General features: G+C 60.5%; 21 protein-coding genes. 19 read left to right on the forward strand and 2 right to left on the reverse strand.

Annotated elements, in window-relative coordinates:
• Positions 1-246: 246 nt before the first annotated feature.
• Positions 247-570, reverse strand: a complete 324-nt coding sequence (gene fdxA, locus AC19YY_RS01920) for a ferredoxin FdxA (protein ID WP_003208688.1) — start codon at positions 568-570, stop codon at positions 247-249.
• A gap of 142 nt (positions 571-712) precedes the next feature.
• Positions 713-3304, reverse strand: coding sequence for a DNA mismatch repair protein MutS (gene mutS / locus AC19YY_RS01925; protein ID WP_500603809.1), 2592 nt, complete (start codon positions 3302-3304; stop codon positions 713-715).
• Between the two features lie 198 nt (positions 3305-3502).
• Here mutS and AC19YY_RS01930 point away from each other — a divergent pair, with 198 nt between their 5' ends.
• The 19 genes from AC19YY_RS01930 to AC19YY_RS02020 all read left to right on the forward strand — a co-directional run bounded on the left by AC19YY_RS01930 (position 3503) and on the right by AC19YY_RS02020 (position 16274).
• Complete coding sequence (locus AC19YY_RS01930) at positions 3503-4231, forward strand: LexA family transcriptional regulator (RefSeq protein WP_170056811.1); 729 nt, start codon at positions 3503-3505, stop codon at positions 4229-4231.
• A 599-nt stretch (positions 4232-4830) separates the two neighbouring features.
• The gene (locus AC19YY_RS01935; protein WP_032858418.1) at positions 4831-5163 is read left to right on the forward strand and encodes a phage holin family protein; all 333 of its coding nucleotides are present in this window, start codon (positions 4831-4833) and stop codon (positions 5161-5163) included.
• Between the two features lie 21 nt (positions 5164-5184).
• Positions 5185-5697, forward strand: a complete 513-nt coding sequence (locus AC19YY_RS01940; RefSeq protein WP_169954575.1) for a hypothetical protein — start codon at positions 5185-5187, stop codon at positions 5695-5697.
• Between the two features lie 3 nt (positions 5698-5700).
• Positions 5701-6312 (forward strand): phage baseplate assembly protein V, encoded by a 612-nt coding sequence (locus tag AC19YY_RS01945; protein ID WP_169954576.1) that lies wholly within the window; start codon positions 5701-5703, stop codon positions 6310-6312.
• A gap of 9 nt (positions 6313-6321) precedes the next feature.
• Positions 6322-6654, forward strand: coding sequence for a hypothetical protein (locus AC19YY_RS01950; RefSeq protein ID WP_057439347.1), 333 nt, complete (start codon positions 6322-6324; stop codon positions 6652-6654).
• Positions 6651-7646, forward strand: a complete 996-nt coding sequence (locus AC19YY_RS01955; protein WP_169954577.1) for a baseplate J/gp47 family protein — start codon at positions 6651-6653, stop codon at positions 7644-7646. Before AC19YY_RS01950 ends, AC19YY_RS01955 begins: the two co-directional genes overlap by 4 nt.
• The gene (locus tag AC19YY_RS01960) at positions 7643-8281 is read left to right on the forward strand and encodes a phage tail protein I (protein WP_169954578.1); all 639 of its coding nucleotides are present in this window, start codon (positions 7643-7645) and stop codon (positions 8279-8281) included. Before AC19YY_RS01955 ends, AC19YY_RS01960 begins: the two co-directional genes overlap by 4 nt.
• The gene (locus AC19YY_RS01965; RefSeq protein WP_057958619.1) at positions 8278-8808 is read left to right on the forward strand and encodes a phage tail-collar fiber domain-containing protein; all 531 of its coding nucleotides are present in this window, start codon (positions 8278-8280) and stop codon (positions 8806-8808) included. Before AC19YY_RS01960 ends, AC19YY_RS01965 begins: the two co-directional genes overlap by 4 nt.
• A 39-nt stretch (positions 8809-8847) precedes the next feature.
• Complete coding sequence (locus AC19YY_RS01970; protein ID WP_170056815.1) at positions 8848-9693, forward strand: hypothetical protein; 846 nt, start codon at positions 8848-8850, stop codon at positions 9691-9693.
• 2 nt (positions 9694-9695) lie between these two features.
• Positions 9696-9965 (forward strand): UBA domain-containing protein, encoded by a 270-nt coding sequence (locus tag AC19YY_RS01975; protein ID WP_262376937.1) that lies wholly within the window; start codon positions 9696-9698, stop codon positions 9963-9965.
• Positions 9966-10056: 91 nt separating this feature from the next.
• On the forward strand, positions 10057-10260 hold the full coding sequence (locus AC19YY_RS01980) for a hypothetical protein (protein WP_500603810.1): 204 nt from the start codon (positions 10057-10059) through the stop codon (positions 10258-10260).
• A 2-nt stretch (positions 10261-10262) separates the two neighbouring features.
• Positions 10263-11429, forward strand: a complete 1167-nt coding sequence (locus AC19YY_RS01985) for a phage tail sheath protein (protein WP_500603811.1) — start codon at positions 10263-10265, stop codon at positions 11427-11429.
• A complete protein-coding gene (locus tag AC19YY_RS01990) occupies positions 11429-11935 on the forward strand; it encodes a phage major tail tube protein (protein ID WP_432754560.1) in 507 nt (168 codons plus the stop codon). Before AC19YY_RS01985 ends, AC19YY_RS01990 begins: the two co-directional genes overlap by 1 nt.
• A 108-nt stretch (positions 11936-12043) precedes the next feature.
• Entirely contained in the window at positions 12044-12610 is a 567-nt protein-coding gene (locus AC19YY_RS01995) for a phage tail assembly protein (protein WP_500603812.1), read from the forward strand.
• Between the two features lie 128 nt (positions 12611-12738).
• Positions 12739-14097, forward strand: a complete 1359-nt coding sequence (locus tag AC19YY_RS02000) for a glycine zipper domain-containing protein (protein ID WP_500603813.1) — start codon at positions 12739-12741, stop codon at positions 14095-14097.
• Positions 14097-14480 (forward strand): phage tail protein, encoded by a 384-nt coding sequence (locus tag AC19YY_RS02005; protein WP_169954585.1) that lies wholly within the window; start codon positions 14097-14099, stop codon positions 14478-14480. The genes AC19YY_RS02000 and AC19YY_RS02005 overlap by 1 nt, the downstream gene beginning before the upstream one ends.
• Entirely contained in the window at positions 14473-14685 is a 213-nt protein-coding gene (locus AC19YY_RS02010) for a tail protein X (RefSeq protein ID WP_169954586.1), read from the forward strand. The genes AC19YY_RS02005 and AC19YY_RS02010 overlap by 8 nt, the downstream gene beginning before the upstream one ends.
• A 9-nt stretch (positions 14686-14694) precedes the next feature.
• Positions 14695-15705, forward strand: a complete 1011-nt coding sequence (locus tag AC19YY_RS02015) for a contractile injection system protein, VgrG/Pvc8 family (RefSeq protein WP_170041851.1) — start codon at positions 14695-14697, stop codon at positions 15703-15705.
• A 17-nt stretch (positions 15706-15722) separates the two neighbouring features.
• Positions 15723-16274: a glycoside hydrolase family 19 protein gene (locus AC19YY_RS02020; RefSeq protein ID WP_500603814.1), complete on the forward strand. Its 552-nt coding sequence runs from the start codon at positions 15723-15725 to the stop codon at positions 16272-16274.
• Positions 16275-16277 lie beyond the last annotated feature (3 nt).

Raw genomic sequence — 16277 nt, forward strand, 5'->3', positions numbered from 1 at the left:
GTTGAACTTGTTCGGGAAGTCTCTAATATCAGCCCTGTGTCCACGGATTGACACAGTCATCAAGGAACGATGACTCAGGGAAGTTCGCAGGATGCGATTCATCAGGACGATGAAAAGGAACACAGGGACTAGGGAAAAATGTGGGCGGGTCAAACCGCCCCTTTTTTTTGCCCGTAGAAAAGTGAAATCCACCCCGTAGAAATGCAAAAAGGCCCGCAAGGGGCCTTTTAGAGGACATCGGCGCGATCAGCGCTCGAGGTCTGCGATCTTGCCTTTTTTGCCATCCCACTCTGCCGCATCCGGCATCGGGTCTTTGCGCTCAGTGATGTTGGGCCAGATTTCCGCCAGCTCGACGTTCAACTGAATAAATTCCTGCATCTCTGCCGGGACTTCATCCTCGGAGAAAATCGCAACGGCCGGGCATTCTGGCTCACACAGGGCGCAGTCAATGCACTCATCCGGGTGGATTACCAGGAAGTTCGGCCCTTCGTAAAAGCAGTCCACCGGACACACTTCTACGCAGTCGGTGTACTTGCACTTGATGCAGTTGTCGGTGACGACGAAGGTCATTTCTAATTTTCTCCTCAGGCGGCGGCAGCGAAACCCCTTGTGGCAGGGCTCGCGAGGTTTGGGAGCGATAGTCTGCAGGCCAGGCTAAAAGCCCGCAGCATCCCAAACCGCGCGAGATTCTATCAGCTTGCAAGCGTCTGCGTTAGACCCGTGTCTTCAGTGCATAGAGCAATTCCAACGCTTTTCGTGGAGTCAAGTCGTCCAGGTCAAGCTTTGCCAACTCATCCAGCACGGGGTGAGGCAGGCTGGCGAACATATCACTCTGCATCGGCACACCCGGTTTACTGGCGGCCTTGGCTGGGCTGGCCACCACGGTTTCGTGGGGCAGGGCGGTGGTTTCCAGGCGGCTGAGGTGCTCGCGGGCGCGCAGGATCACATCGTTCGGCACACCGGCCAACTGGGCCACGGCCAGGCCGTAACTCTGGCTGGCCGGCCCTGGCAGCACGTGGTGCAGGAACACGATGCGTTCGTTGTGCTCGGTGGCATTGAGATGCACGTTGGCCACCAATGGCTCGCTTTCCGGCAGCACGGTCAATTCGAAGTAGTGGGTGGCGAACAGCGTATAGGCCCGCAAGTGTGCCAGGCGCTCGGCGGCCGCCCAGGCCAGCGACAGGCCGTCGAAAGTGCTGGTGCCGCGCCCCACTTCATCCATCAGCACCAGGCTGCGGTCGCTGGCGTTGTGCAGGATATTGGCGGTTTCGCTCATTTCCACCATAAAGGTCGAACGGCCACCGGCCAGGTCATCGCTGGAACCGATACGGGTGAAGATGCGGTCCACCAGGGACAACTCGCAACTGGCCGCCGGCACGAAGCTGCCGATATGCGCCAGCAGCACGATCAATGCGGTCTGGCGCATGTAGGTGGATTTACCGCCCATGTTCGGACCGGTGATCACCAGCATGCGCGTATCGTCGTCTAGCGACAGGTCGTTGGCCACGAACGGGGTGGTCAGCACTTGCTCCACCACCGGATGGCGGCCCTGGACAATGCGCATGCACGGCTCGCTGACAAAACGCGGGCAGTTCAGGTCAAGGTTCAGCGCGCGCTCGGCAAGGTTGCTCAATACATCCAGCTCGGCCAGGGCCGCAGCGGTGTCCTGCAACGGCGCGAGCTGGCCGATCAGGTCTTCGAGCAAGGCCTCATAGAGCATTTTTTCCCGGGCCAGGGCGCGGCTCTTGGCCGACAGGGCCTTGTCTTCGAACTCTTTGAGCTCAGGGGTGATAAAGCGCTCGGCACCTTTAAGGGTTTGGCGACGCTGGTAATCAATCGGGGCCTGCTCGGCCTGCTTGCTCGGCAACTCAATAAAGTAGCCGTGCACGCGGTTGTAGCCGACCTTCAGGTTGGCCAGGCCGGTGCGGGCTTTTTCGCGGGCTTCCAGGTCGATCAGGAACTGCCCGGCGTTTTCGCTCAAGGCCTGCAGCTCATCCAGCTCACTGTCGTAACCGGTCTTCAGCACGCCGCCGTCGCGGATGATCGCGGGCGGGTTGTCGATAATGGCTTTTTCCAGCAGCGCAGCCAGTTCCGGGTAAGTGCCGGCCGTGACAGCAAGTTGTTGCAGGTGCGGCGCTTCCAGCTCGGTCATCGCCTGTTGCAGCTCGGGCAGCACACCCAGCGCGTCACGCAGGCGCGCCAGGTCACGCGGGCGGGCATTACGCAGGCCGATCCGCGCGAGAATCCGCTCGATATCGCCAATTTCCTTGAGCTGCGGTTGCAGCTTTTCAAAGCGGTAGCCGTCCAGCAGGCAGGTAATAGAAGACTGGCGAGCCTGCAGCACGGTCAAATCGCGCAGCGGGCGGTTCAGCCAACGGGTCAGCAAACGGCTGCCCATGGCGGTCTGGCAACGGTCGACCACCGACTGCAGGGTATTGTCGCGCCCACCGGCCAGGTTGGTGTCCAGTTCCAGGTTGCGCCGGCTGGCACCATCGAGCACTACCGTGTCGTCCAGGCGCTCATGGCGCAGGCTGCGTAAATGCGGCAGGGCGGTGCGCTGGGTTTCCTTCGCATAATTGAGCAGGCAACCGGCAGCGCCGATGGCCAGGGTCAGGGTCTCGCAACCAAAACCTTTCAGATCCTGTACGGAGAATTGCTGGCACAGGCTTTTCAGCGCCGAATCGCGCTCAAAATCCCACGGCGCGCGACGCTTGGCCCCACGGCGTTTTTCCGCCGGCAGATCCTTGGGCCAATCATCCGGGATCATCAACTCCACCGGATTGATGCGCTCCAGCTCCGCCAGCAGGTTCTCCCAGCCCTTGATCTCCAGGACGGTGAAATTGCCACTGGTGATATCCAGCACCGCCAGGCCGAACAGCCGCTCATCCCCCAGCACCGCAGCGATCAGATTGTCGCGCCGCTCATCCAGCAGCGCCTCATCACTCACCGTCCCCGGCGTAATGATCCGCACCACCTGACGCTCCACCGGCCCCTTGCTGGTCGCCGAGTCGCCGATCTGCTCACAGATCACCACCGACTCACCCAGCTTGACCAGCTTGGCCAGGTAACCTTCCAACGAATGATAGGGAATCCCGCACATCGGAATCGCCTGCCCAGCCGACTGCCCGCGCGCGGTCAGGGTGATATCCAGCAACTTGGCGGCCTTCTTCGCATCTTCATAGAAGATCTCGTAGAAGTCGCCCATGCGATAAAACATCAACTGATCAGGGTGCTGGTTTTTCAGGCGCCAGTACTGCTGCATCATTGGGGTGTGGGAGGACAGATCGGACGTATTTTTACTCATTGGGTAGTAGGCAAATTCGTTGAAAGTGATGGGGCAAAGGGGGCGCTTGGCCCAGCATTTTTTGCGATGGCGGCAAGGTTAACATGTGAGGTCAGTGCTTCGCAGTTCACAAACGGCCAGGTACAACCGCATGCACCATGCACAAAATATGCAAATTAGCATTTGCCAACCCCAAAAACTCCCGTCACTATCCCATTTATGCAAAAACGCAACGTTTCTATCGTCTTAAGAGAGCTGCTCGCTCGCGACGGGATCTCCCCCACGGAGCTTCACCGGCGTACCGGCGTGCCTCAATCCACTCTGTCACGGATTCTCAGCGGCAAGATCGTTGATCCGTCGGACAAGCACATCTCGCGTATCGCCGATTACTTCCGGGTGAGCACCGACCAGTTGCGCGGGCGCGCGGGGTCGGCGTGGCAGGATGAACGCGATCCGATGCATTCGGAGCTCAAGGATATAAGCCTGTGGGACGACGACACGCCCGTTAATGATGACGAGGTGTCGATCCCCTTTTTGCGCGAGGTTGAATTGGCTGCTGGATCAGGAAGATTCGTCATCGAGGAAAGCGAGAAGGCCAGCCTGCGTTTTGGTAAGCGCAGCCTGCGGCATAACGGTGTGCAGTTCGACCAGGCCAAGTGTGTGACGGTGCGTGGCAACAGCATGCTGCCGGTGTTGCGCGACGGGGCGACGGTGGGGGTGAATGCCGGCAAGAGCGGGATCGGCGATATCGTGGATGGTGACTTGTATGCCATCAATCACAACGGTCAATTGCGGGTCAAACAGCTCTATCGCCTGCCATCGGGGATTCGCTTGCGCAGTTTCAATCGTGACGAGCATCCGGATGAGGACTATAGCTTCCAGGATATCCAGGAGGAGCAGATCAGCATCCTCGGTCACGTTTTCTGGTGGGGCATGTACGCCCGTTAACCTCGCTCCGTAAGAAACAGCCCGCCCACGAGCGGGCTTTTTTTCGTCTGTGCAAAACCGCAAGTGCCCGCTATATAAGGGTTTTATGCGTTAACGCATTTTTGGTGGCGATATAAATGCATTTATGCATTGACTGTATATGCATACATGCATATTCTCCATCTCAAGCCAGCCAACAAGGCCTGGTGGAGGCGGCAGGGATGCTGCCAAGGAAGACAAGGAAGGCACGCAACACTGGCATGGACGCCACCGAGTGATGGCAAGGACGCCAGGCAACACCGGCAAGGATGCCGACGCTCTTTAGTTTCACGGTTTTACAACAGGCAGCGATGAACCGGCCTTGACGGTTCAGAGGGTTGGCAACTGACCCGGGTGTGCAGCGTAAAGCACCACAAGCAGTTATCCGGCAGACAGGGATCGTGGTCGGAAAAACATCGAGGAAAGATCCGTACCGCGCCAGTAGCGCCGAAAGATCCAAGGACCGCATTACTGAAAAGCCCGGGCCACCGGGCTTTTTGGAATGCCTACCGACACCCCCATCCATCTATTTAACAAAGCACCGGCCATCTGCCGGTTTTACGCATTCCAGGAGGCGTGACATGACAAACGAGCAGCAAGCGTTGGCAGAAATGCCTATCTGGCTGGTGATTATTCTGGCCCTGATTGGCGGTGTATCCGGGGAGATGTGGCGCGCCGACAAGGAGGGCGCCCGCGGTTGGTCACTGGTGCGCCGCCTGGCCCTGCGTTCCGGGGCGTGCATGGTGTGCGGGGTATCGGCGTTGATGCTGTTGTACGCCGCCGGCATGTCGATCTGGACGGCCGGTGCTCTGGGTTGCTTGACCGCCATGGCCGGCGCCGATGTCGCTATCGGCCTTTATGAGCGCTGGGCCGCCAAGCGCATCGGGGTCAACCAGCCCCCGGACTCAAAGTGATCGTTGCAAGGAAGCCACACCATGACCCTCATTGAAAAACCTTCACAACTGCCGATAGCCATCGGCCAGGCCCTGCGTGCGGCGTTTCCCGAGCTACGGGTGGGCAGCCCGCCGGGCATCCTGGCGGCGGATGAACCCTGCGTGGCAATCACCATCGAGCGTAATGGCCCGGGCGTCCGTTCCCTGGAGGGGCGCAAGGCTCATGTGCTGTCGATCTCGCTCAAGGTCATGTCCGCCCAGGGCGCGCAGCCCTTTGATGCCTGTGACCTGGCGAGCCGGCTGATGGACCTGGTGCTGGATAATCGTTGGCAGTTGCCGGCGGCCCAGTGCGATGTGCCCGTCAATATCGTTGCGCTGCCGTTGACCCTGGTGGGGGCCGACACTCACTACGACAGTTGGACCGTGTCCTTCAACCAAACCCTCTATCTCGGCCCGCCGCTGCTTGATGACCCTATCGGCAAGCCGCTGTTTGCCTGCACCTGGGAGGTGTCGAATATCGACGACCCCGATCAATACCGGCCATTGCAGGAGTAGCCCATGTTCGATGCACTGTTACGCCTGCAACTGGCGCCCATCGTCGAGCGCCTGGCGCAGATGGAAACCCAGCTTGAGGACCTCTATCGGCGCGCCGAGAGTTTTTGCCGGATCGGCGTGTGCCAGGAGGTCGACGCGGCCAGCAATACCTGCAAGGTCAGGCATGGCGAATTGCTGACCCCGGCGATTCGCTTTTTCAACCCCAGCGCCGGGGCGCAGACGGAAACGCGGATTCCCACCGTGGGTGAGCAATGCCTGCTGCTCAACTACGGTGGCGGCGAGGGCGGCGGGCAGTCGGTGGCGTTGTTTGGCCTCAACAGCGATCGCTTCCCGCCGCTGTCCAGTGTGGCCAGCCTGACGAGCCGGCGTTACCCGGACGGCACGCAAAGCGCCTACGACGCCGCCGGTCATGTACTGGATTGGAGCAACGGCCCCACGGCATTCAGTGGCTCCCGCGAGCAGGTGGAAATGAGTCTGGGCGCCGCCCGTTTGGTCATGACCGCCGCAACCATCAGCGTGCAGGTCGGTGCAGTTGGCCTGCTGCTGGATGCGTCCGGCGTGCACTTGAGTGGCCCGGTGGTGGACCACCAGGGCCGAGTTATCAGCACGGCATAAGGATTTGCCATGATCGGAATAGAGAGAAACACCGGGGCCGTGGTGGACGACTGGCCGCAATTTGTCCAGCGCGCCACCCGGGCCCTGACCACACCTTTGGGCACACGGCAGAAACGCCCGCTGTACGGTTCGCTGATCCCGCAATTGTTGGGGCAGAACCTGGGCGATGACCTGTTGATCCTCGCCCAAAGCCACGCCGCCCAGGCTTTTTACAACCCACAGAACGGCATCGCCGATTTTGATCCGCAAGTCATCGTCGCCAATCGCCAGGGCGCTGGCCTGTTGCTGCGGTTTGCCGGGACCTGGAAAAACCGCAAGCAATCCTTCGAGGTGGTGACATGAGCATGTTGATCCCCGGGCAGAACCAATTGGCGCCGCCCGACTTGATCGCCGTCGACGAATTCGAGCCGTTGCTGGCGCAGTTCAAGGCGTTTGTCGTCGACTATGTCGCCGCCCGCGCTCCGCAAAGCGCGGCCAAGCTCAAGGTCAGCCTGGACAACGAAAGCGAGTTGCTGACCCTGGCCCTGGAGGCGTTTTGTGTGCGCCTGCAAACCCATGAGCGCAAGTACAACGCGCGCATCCAGCAGATGCTGGCGTGGTGGGCCAACGGCAGCAACCTGGATGCGCGCCTGGCCGATATGGGCCTGGAGCGCCAGGTGCTCGACCCCGGCGACCCGGCGGCGTTCCCGCCGGTGCCGCCGACCCTCGAAAGCGATGACGATGCCCGGCTGCGCTACTACCTGGCACCCCACGCGCCGGCCGCTGGTTCGCGCATGCAGTATCGGCGCGAGGTCTTTACCCTCGGCGAACGGCCGGTGGTGAAAGTCCACGGTACTGCGGCGGGGGTGGTCACCGTCAGCTATACCTTCGACCCGGATGGCTATGCCGCCCAGGTCAAGGACGGCAACGCCCGGCGCACCGCACCTGGGCAAGTGATGGTCACCGTGCTGTCTCGTACCGGCAATGGCACGCCGTCGGCAGATTTGCTTGAAGGGGTGCGGCGTCATTTCGCCCGGCCCGATGTACGTCCGGAAACCGATTGGGTGGCGGTGCAGGGCGCGCAGATCGTGCCGTACAAGATCCGCGTGGTGGCCAAGATCAACGCCGGCCCCGACTCGGGGCTGACGCAAGTGGCGGCCCAGCAGCTACTGCAAACCTATGCCGAATCCTGCCACTGCCTGGAAGGGCGCGTGGACCCGAGCTGGATCGACTACACCATCCACACCGCCGGGGCGGCGCAGTTGGAGATTCTCGAACCGCTGGCGCCGATTATCACCACGGCATTCCAGGCCCCGTATTGCATGGGTGTCGAGGTGGAGGTGCGCAGCTTATGACTGAACAATCTCCCAGCCTGTTGCCCGCCAACAGCTCACCGCTGGAGAAGGCGCTGGACCTGGGCTTTGGCCGACTGCTCGAACGGGTCGCCCCGCCATTCCCGGCGTTGATGAACCCGCTGCAAACGCCCGCGCCGTTCCTGCCTTACCTGGCGGCGGACCGTGGCGTCAGCGAATGGAATGCATCTGCCAGCGAAACCGAAAAACGCCTCACGGTCGCCCTGTCCTGGCAAATCCAGCGCCAGGCCGGCACACCCAAGGCGTTGAGCCACGCGGTCGAATCCCTGGGATTCACCCCCAATATTCTGGCCTGGTACCAGCAGCGCCCGCAGGCCCAGCCCTACACCTTTGACGTGCAGGCGATCATCGGCCGCAGTTGGTCCAGTGGCGACCACAACCGTTTGATCCGCCGCATCAACGCGGCCAAGAGCGAGCGCGACCTGGCCACCATCACCCTGGTGCACGAAGTGTTCGGTGGGCTGCCGATGACCGGCGCCGCCCACCGTGCACTGAGCGACGGCGAGTTGTCGTTGTGGGGCGCGCTGCCGGAACTCGCATTGAGTTCAAGGCTAAACAGTGCGGGCATCGCCCAGCACTACACCATTAACGACTACGACCTCAGGGCGCAGCCATGACCGATGACATCACGCGCCTGGTGCGCTTCACCTCCAAGGGTTTGGATGAAGTGCTGCAGGCAAAGAACCAAGGCTTGAAAGGCGAAATCACCCACATCGCCGCCGGCACCGGCCGCTACAACCCCACCGGCAACGAAACCGCCCTGCGCAATGAGCGCCAGCGCGTAGCCATTGTGGACTACGAAGACCTGGGCCAGCGCCAACTGCGCATGGCCGCGCTGTTTGATGGCGATGGCGAATATGAGATTGGCGAGTTCGGGTTTTATCTCGCCAGCGGGACGTTGTTGGCCGTGTATTCGGTGGCGGGGCAGTTGCTGACGTATAAGGCGGCGGCGGCGCGGGTGCTGCAGAAGTTCACGTTGGATATTTCACCGCTGCCGGCGGATAGCGTGACGATTGTGGTGGGGAGTGAAAACTTGAACGTGTTGTTGACCGAGGAGATTGCAGAGCTTGCTACGGCCAGCGTTGACAATATGGCTCGGCATGTTGGTGTGCTATTTCGAGTCATGGCTCTGGAAGCCAAGTGACGAGCGGATTAACAAGATAAGTCATATAGGGAGTTGAATATGAGTATGGAAACTACGATCACTAGTTTGGTCGCGGCTGCAAATAAGTTAACCAGCGCGATAAATGGGAAGGTCGCTGAAATAGATGCTTCTGTTTTGGCGGCGGTTCGCGCAATTCCTGAAATGTCCCGGTCATTTTATGTCGATGCGGTAGGTGGTAGCGATATGGCCTTGGGATCGGTGGAGGCCCCGCTCAAATCTATTAAAGAGGCGATGGGGCGATCTAATATTACCCCTTATGTAACGATTTACCTGAAGGCAGCTCAGACGCATGAGTATGCGGCTCCTACTGAGCAAACCCCTTACTGGTCAATCGCGAATAAGCTGGTTTTCATGAGGTATGGTTCAGGGAGTAATCCGGTTTTTTCTCCAAAGGTTGGCGAATATATGGCTGGTAGTTCAAATATTCACTTCTTGTCGCTCGAGGGGGGCAGTGTCTACTTTCGATTCGTTGATGTTGTTATGCCGACTGTATTAAAAGCAGGAACGTCTGGTTGGTATTCCTTCGCTTCATCTCTGTTTCATCGCGCACATGGTCCGGCCGCTTCCGTGCAGGGCTCGGTTACCTTCTCGGGGAGTAAGCTGACGTTGGGTGCGGTAAACGTTTTTTACTCAGGGTACTCTGCTAACTATAAGGTGGAGCTTACGTCCTCCGTTGTGGATGCGGATTTTTCAACGAAATTTGCTGAGTTGGCCGGCGCTACGATGTTGTTGTCGGTATTTGCCTCGTCGATTACAGGAAATAAAACTTGGTCGCACCTTGTGACTGGTTTGGTAAAAGACTCCGGAGGGAGTCTGTCCAATTTGCTGAGTAATGTTGGCAACGTCGTAGCTGCTGGAGTTTGATGATGATTAAAGAATTCAGAAATAAAGATCAGACTTTCTACAATGTGACTGTAGAGCAGTTGCTTGAGATGGGTTTTTCTAAAGCCGAAGTCGACACCGCTTTGCAGATCGAACAGGCTGCTGATTTGGCTTTCAATCGTCGCCAGGCCTACCGAGTAGATGCGGACCCGCTCTATATGGAGTGGCAGTACGATCAGACCGAGGCCAAGGAGAAAGCATGGCGGGCTAAAGTCGCCGAAATCAAGGCTCGTTACCCACTGCCGGGTGAGTAAACCGGCAGCAATCACAAACACCGCGAAAGCGGTTTTTTTTCGCATCCAAGAAAGCCCCATCGCTGGGGCTTTCGCGTTTCTGGAGTCTCCCATGGCCAACCGCCAAACCTACACCGTCCTCATCCCATTCCCCACCGGAGGTGGCCACTGGTCCACCGTCGGCCAGGAACTGGAGCTGCTGGACGTCGAAGCAACCGCTCTGCGCACCGCCGGCCGCCTGGAACTGACCAGCGTGCTGGCTGCCGCCCAAGACACCCCACCGGCCAAGAAGGCCGCTACCAAGAAGGCTGAATAATCATGGCTGAGGTTTTGAACTTCGAGCATAACGGCATCACCGTCAATGCCAGCGAATCCCCCGAGGCCATGGGTGGCCTGGGTGACAACGTGATCGGCCTGGTCGGCACCGCGCCCAATGCGCACCTGTCGATCCCGAAAAACGCCCCGTTCCGTATCAATAGCTTCACCGCCCAGGCGCTGCTGGACCCCACCGGCGCCGAGTCGGGCACGCTGTTTCATGCGGTGTACCAGATCCTCAAAGTGGTCAAGGTGCCGGTGTATGTGGTGATCGTCGAAGAGGGCGCGACCCCGGCCGATACCCTCAACAACGTGATCGGCGGCAATGAGCCGGTGACCGGTCGCAAGCTGGGCCTCGCGGCGCTTGGCAGCGTCCCCGAAGACCTGACCATCATCGGCGCCCCGGGCTTTACCGGGACCAAGGCTGTGGCCGGTCAATTTGCCGCGTTCGGCAAGCGCATCAAGGCCCGTGTGGTGCTGGACGGCAAAGACGCCAGCGTCGCCGACCAAGTGACCTACAGCGGCGAGCTGGGTGGCGAAGGTCTGGGTTTCGACCGCTGCCTGCTGGTGCACAACATGCCGTCGGTGTACTCCAAGGCTGCGAAGAAAAACGTGTTCCTCGCGCCGTCGTCCCTGGCCATCGCCGCATTGGCCAAGGTCAAGCAGTGGGAAAGCCCGGGCAATCAGGTGACCTTCGCCGAAGACGTTTCCCGCGTGGTCGAGTACAACATCCTCGACACCTCCACCGAAGGCGACCTGCTCAACCGCTACGGCGTGAGCTACTACGCGCGCACCGTCCTCGGCGGCTTCTCGCTGCTGGGTAACCGCTCCGTCACCGGCAAGTTCATCAGCTATGTCGGCCTGGAAGACGCCATCAGCCGCAAGCTGGTCAAGGCCGGGCAGAAAGCCATGGCGCACAACCTGACCAAGTCGTTCATGGACCAGGAGGTCAAGCGCATCAACGACTGGCTGCAAACCCTGGTGGCCGACGAAACCATCCCCGGTGGCAGCGTGTACCTGCACCCGGAACTCAACAGTGTCGAGAAGTACAAGAACGGCACCTGGTTCATCGTGATCGACTACGGCCGCTACGCGCCGAACGAACACATGGTTTATCAACTCAATGCCCGCGATGAAATCATCGAGCAATTCCTGGAGGACGTTCTCTAATGTTTACCAACCGAGTAAGACAGGCCATTGCGGCCACCCTCCAGGGCCTGCCGCTGTCGGCGACCGTCGAGGAATTCACCCCGCCGAAGATCGAGTTCGACATGGAGCCCATGTCCGGCGGGCGCTTTATCGCCGAGGAAATGGCCAAGAGTGGCAAGGTGCTCAGCGCCAAGCTGGTGCTGCAAGGTGCAGGTCCCGAAATCATGCTGGCCCTGGGCGTGCGCCTGGGCGAAGACATCCTGCTCAACGTGCGCGAAGCGGGCCAGGACCAGGACGGCAAGACCTACTTCACCTACCACACCGTCGGCGGCAAGCTCAAATCCCTGGAGGAAGCCAAGCTGAAGATGGGCGAAAAGGCGACCACCACCCTGGATCTGTCCTGCCGCACCTACCATCGCCTGGACAACGGCGTGCCGGTGATCGACATCGACGTGCGCACCCAGAAGTTTGTGCTCAACGGCGTCGACATCCTCGGCGATGCCCGGCGTGCGGTGTTGATGCCGTAAACCTTTCCACGAATCGGAAATAGGCACGGCCAGTGTGGGAGCTGGCACGCCAGCTCCCACATTGACCGTGTCCACGTGTTCAACATTGTTCATCAAGGAATTTCGCCCATGGCCTGGAAGCCACCCCTGCATATCCTGCTGGCGCCCATCACCGCCGACAGCGGTGCGACGATCGAGCAGATCCAACTCAAACCCTTGTTCTACGCCCCACAAAAACAGGCGCTGGCCCGTGCGGGCGATGACGAGGACGATCAATTCTTCGAACTGGCCAAGCTGGCCACCGGCCTTTCGGAAAAAGAACTCGACCAACTCAAGCGCCCGGACTACGTGAGCATCGTGCAGTACGTGCACGACCTGTCGACGCGCCCGGCTTCGTTCTTCCTGGAAGGTTCCACCGAGCCCGGCGAACAGGTGCAACTGCTGCTGCCACTGGACGTGGCCGGCCGCGTGTTGACCAGCGTCACCCTGGAAATGCCCGCCCTGCGCGCCACCAAGGTGATGAAAAAGCTCGCCACCAACAAAGAGCGCGCCGAGTTCATTACCTCGCACTGCACCGGCCTGATGATCCCCGACCTGGACGGCCTGACCGTGCCGGACTGGACGGAGATGCAGGAGCGCATCGACGATTTTTTAAACAAACCGGCGGACTTCTTTCGCAGCGCGACATCGAAGTAATCCTCGACGTTGTACCGCTGGTTTACTCGGTAAACGAAGCGGAAATCCTCGAATGGGATGCCGCAAAAGCATTGCGCCGCTACGACATCGCGATCAATCGCCTTGGCGTCAAATAGGAGTAGAGCGAGATGCAAGACCCTCGATATACGCTCAAGCTCGCCGACGAAGACAAACGCTGGATGACCTTTCCCGCACTGGCCGAAAGTGGAGCCTTGCAACTGCCGGGCCTGCTTGAAGCACAGGACGAAAGTCTGGTTGGCGCCTCCAGTGCGGGCGGCGCAACAGAGCCGCCGTCTGAGCTGAGCCTGGCCCTGGCCAATGCCAGCCTGCATATCCACGCGTTGACCGAAGAACAGGTGCGCCTGCGCGAGAGCCTGGAAACCCTTAATGGCACCCTGTTTATCACGGGCGGCTCCCTGCTCGGTGGTGTCGCTGCAAGCTCCGTCCCTGTGGCTCCAGAGGCCACCCAAGACAAGGAGCCGGCAGCGGACTCCTGGTACACCAAGGGGGCAAAGTGGTTGGGGGAGGGCTATCTCGAGACGGCCAGGAGCCGGTTAACGGGCAAGGCTGTCGATGTGACGCTTGGCAAGTTGCCCGGCGTGGGGAAACTGTTCCGCGACGATAGCAAGGATTGCTGCTGCCCAGGGGCAACCGAAACCTTGAAGGGACGTGCGCGTTTTCTGCCGAAAAAAACGCTGCGCGAGAGACTCACGGAGCGGTCGTCGTCGAAGAAAACCACCCGCGTCGGCAGCAGCATTGCTGGGTCAATGGCAACGCTGCAGCGTATTTTTGGACAGGCCAGCAAGGCGTTTGACGGGCCCAAAGTGGGTTTTCATGGTGCGTCGTTTCAAGCTGATCGGCCCGCTCCGCGCCTGGGCGAGCGTTCATCCAAGGCGCTTGTTTCACCCGTTCGTGGGCCGCTGTTGCTCAGCGCTCCAGCGCTGGTTTTGCCCAAGACTATCCCCTCCAGCCTGGTTTCAACGATGACCAAACTGGAGTCCGTCGGCACTCGATCCCTTGCGCCGCTGCGCTACGCCGACACCGCCGTCAACCTCGTCCAAGGTGTGCGCAATGGCGACCTGCAAGCGGTTGGCAGTAGCCTCGGCACTGCCGGCGGCGCATGGGCCGGCGCCACTGCCGGCGCAGCCCTTGGTACCCTGGTTTTGCCAGGCGTTGGCACTGCCGTCGGTGGCCTGATCGGCGGCCTGTTGGGCGGCGAAGCGGGCACCTGGCTGGGGGAGAAACTCTTCCCTTCCAGCAATCGCCTGCCATCGCCCGATACAGTGAGCAAAGAGCTCAACAGCGCCCGCTCGGACAACGTCCAGGTCACCCTGGCACCGAGCATCCAGATCACCGGCGTCAACCCCGCCGACGCCCAGCAGGTGGTCGACCGGGTCCTGCAAACCCTGCAAAACCAATGCGTGCCGATGCTCACCGATTCACTGGCGGTTCGGCGCAACGCGGCACTGACCGATGGAGGTGATTAATGCGACAGCAGATGGTGCTGGGCGACTTTATTTTCGGGCTGTCTCGAGGGTTCGCCTATTCCACGCTCCAGCGCAGCAGTGATGGCGGCTGGGGTGACCTGGAGATTATTGCCAGCAAGCCCCAGTCGCGGCAGAACGGCCAGAAGCTGGAAAAACTGACCTTCGCCGGCACCGCCATGGCGGCCGTTGGCATGCAGCGCCTGGACCAATTGCGCGCCTTGCAGGATGCACGGGCACCGCTGCCGTTGGTTGATGGCATCGGCCGCAACTGGGGCCTGTGGCGCATTACCGGGCTCACGGAAAACCAGGCCAATGTGATCGACGACGGCACTGCCATGTTGATCAATTGGTCGCTGGTGCTGGAGGAATTCGTCAATGCGTAGAGTACGAAGTATTGCCGGTGATTCGGTCAACCTGCTGCTCTACCGCGAGCTTGGACGTTGCGATGACGCAGCCGAAGAAACCCTCTGGCGCTTGAACCCCGGGCTTGCCGAGCATGGCCCGGTGTTGCCGGCGGGCGTAGGGGTGATCGTGCCCGAGATGGACGCGCAACCGGGTGTTGCAAAGCCCGTTTCGGCCTGGGATTAAGGAGGCAGCATGGCAATGGGATTTACCCCGGTCGTGGAGATTTATGGCGCCAACGCAGCTCTGATCAACCCGCGGCTGATGCAGTGGAAGCACACCGATGCGGCGGGGATCGAATCCGACCGCCTGGAACTGACCATCAATATCGAGGGCCTGGAAGGCCTGCCTAGCCTGGGCGCCAAGATCGGTTTGCGCGTGGGTTACCGCGAGTCGGGCCTGGTGGAAAAAGGCGAGTTTGTGATTACCCAGCGCACCCCCTACCTGTTTCCCATGCGCCTGGCGCTCGTGGCCACGGCGGCGCCGTTCAGCGTGATGGACCAGAGTGGCTACCGCCAGCGCCGTTCCGCCAGCCATGGGCCCACGACCCTCGGTGCGCTGTTTCGCCAACTGGCGACGCGGCATGGGTTTTCGCCCAGGGTGGCGCCGTCGCTGGATGGGATTGCGATTGATCATATCGACCAGTCCAACGAGACCGACATGGGCTTTATCACCCGCCTGGCCGGGCGCTACAACGCGGTGACCAAGCCGGTCAACGAGCTGTATGTGCTGGCGGAAAGCGGCCAGGTCAAGTCGCTCTCGGGCCAGCAACTGCCGGATGTGCGGCTGTCGGTGACCCATGACAACCGTCCCGGCGAGCAGGCGTTTATCAGTGCCCGGGTTGATGAAAATGCGCGGGCCAAATACCAGGGTTGCCGTGTCAGTTGGTGGGATGCCGCGGCCTCTCGCCAGCGCGTGGTCGAGGTGGGGATCGCACCGTTCAAGACGTTGCGCCAACGGTGCCAGAGTGAAACCGAAGCGCGCTCAGTGGCACAGGGCGAGTTGCGCCGGGTGGGGCGTGAAGGTTTGAGCATCACTATCGACTGCCCTGGTAACCCGTTGCTGTCCGCCGAAGGGCTGTTGCTGCTGGATGAAACCTGGCCGGGGTATATGCAGGGGCGTTGGTCGATTGACAAGGTGACCCATGTAGGCGACACGACGACGGGGTATCGCAGTTCGATCATGGCCCGTGGATTGGCATCTTAAATGGTTGGAGATCAAGGATGATCACGCTGACGCAGTTGCAACAGATCCTGCCTAACGCCGGCGCCCAAGCGGGTGTTTTTATTTTGGCGTTGAACGCCGCCATGCTTCATCGACACATCACCGGGTCCAAGCGGATGGCGGCCTTTATCGCCCAGGTCGGGCATGAGTCCGGCGAACTGCGTTACGTGCGTGAACTGGGCGGCGAGCACTACCTGAGCAAATACGACACGGGCACCTTGGCTGCACGCCTGGGCAACACTCCCGACGCCGACGGTGACGGCCAGAAGTACCGGGGCCGCGGCTTGATCCAGATTACCGGGCGGCGCAATTACCTGGCCTGTAGCCGGGCGCTGTTTGGCGATGAACGTCTGCTGCATTTCCCCGAACTGCTGGAACAACCGCAATGGGCGGCGGAATCCGCCGCCTGGTTCTGGCACAGCAATGGCTTGAATGAACTGGCGGACCAGGACCAATTCACCGCGATCACCCGCCGGATCAATGGCGGCCTCAATGGGTTGGAGCATCGCCAGCAATTGTGGGCGAAGGCGAGGGCGGTGTTATGCAGTTGAGCT

It is taken from the genome of Pseudomonas sp. MF09156 (genome assembly GCF_059862305.1).

Excerpts from the sequence above, each read along its gene's own strand:
- AC19YY_RS02005 (WP_169954585.1), top strand. The coding sequence starts at position 14,097 with ATGCGACAGCAGATGGTGCTGGGCGACTTTATTTTCGGGCTGTCTCGA.
- AC19YY_RS02015 (WP_170041851.1), top strand. The coding sequence starts at position 14,695 with ATGGCAATGGGATTTACCCCGGTCGTGGAGATTTATGGCGCCAACGCA.
- AC19YY_RS01990 (WP_432754560.1), top strand. The coding sequence starts at position 11,429 with ATGTTTACCAACCGAGTAAGACAGGCCATTGCGGCCACCCTCCAGGGC.
- AC19YY_RS01940 (WP_169954575.1), top strand. The coding sequence starts at position 5,185 with ATGACCCTCATTGAAAAACCTTCACAACTGCCGATAGCCATCGGCCAG.
- mutS (WP_500603809.1), bottom strand. The coding sequence starts at position 3,304 with ATGAGTAAAAATACGTCCGATCTGTCCTCCCACACCCCAATGATGCAG.
- AC19YY_RS01985 (WP_500603811.1), top strand. The coding sequence starts at position 10,263 with ATGGCTGAGGTTTTGAACTTCGAGCATAACGGCATCACCGTCAATGCC.
- AC19YY_RS01995 (WP_500603812.1), top strand. The coding sequence starts at position 12,044 with ATGGCCTGGAAGCCACCCCTGCATATCCTGCTGGCGCCCATCACCGCC.
- AC19YY_RS02020 (WP_500603814.1), top strand. The coding sequence starts at position 15,723 with ATGATCACGCTGACGCAGTTGCAACAGATCCTGCCTAACGCCGGCGCC.
- AC19YY_RS02010 (WP_169954586.1), top strand. The coding sequence starts at position 14,473 with ATGCGTAGAGTACGAAGTATTGCCGGTGATTCGGTCAACCTGCTGCTC.
- AC19YY_RS01975 (WP_262376937.1), top strand. The coding sequence starts at position 9,696 with ATGATTAAAGAATTCAGAAATAAAGATCAGACTTTCTACAATGTGACT.
- AC19YY_RS01945 (WP_169954576.1), top strand. The coding sequence starts at position 5,701 with ATGTTCGATGCACTGTTACGCCTGCAACTGGCGCCCATCGTCGAGCGC.
- AC19YY_RS01950 (WP_057439347.1), top strand. The coding sequence starts at position 6,322 with ATGATCGGAATAGAGAGAAACACCGGGGCCGTGGTGGACGACTGGCCG.
- AC19YY_RS01935 (WP_032858418.1), top strand. The coding sequence starts at position 4,831 with ATGACAAACGAGCAGCAAGCGTTGGCAGAAATGCCTATCTGGCTGGTG.
- AC19YY_RS01930 (WP_170056811.1), top strand. The coding sequence starts at position 3,503 with ATGCAAAAACGCAACGTTTCTATCGTCTTAAGAGAGCTGCTCGCTCGC.
- AC19YY_RS01965 (WP_057958619.1), top strand. The coding sequence starts at position 8,278 with ATGACCGATGACATCACGCGCCTGGTGCGCTTCACCTCCAAGGGTTTG.
- AC19YY_RS02000 (WP_500603813.1), top strand. The coding sequence starts at position 12,739 with ATGCAAGACCCTCGATATACGCTCAAGCTCGCCGACGAAGACAAACGC.
- AC19YY_RS01980 (WP_500603810.1), top strand. The coding sequence starts at position 10,057 with ATGGCCAACCGCCAAACCTACACCGTCCTCATCCCATTCCCCACCGGA.
- AC19YY_RS01970 (WP_170056815.1), top strand. The coding sequence starts at position 8,848 with ATGAGTATGGAAACTACGATCACTAGTTTGGTCGCGGCTGCAAATAAG.
- AC19YY_RS01960 (WP_169954578.1), top strand. The coding sequence starts at position 7,643 with ATGACTGAACAATCTCCCAGCCTGTTGCCCGCCAACAGCTCACCGCTG.
- fdxA (WP_003208688.1), bottom strand. The coding sequence starts at position 570 with ATGACCTTCGTCGTCACCGACAACTGCATCAAGTGCAAGTACACCGAC.
- AC19YY_RS01955 (WP_169954577.1), top strand. The coding sequence starts at position 6,651 with ATGAGCATGTTGATCCCCGGGCAGAACCAATTGGCGCCGCCCGACTTG.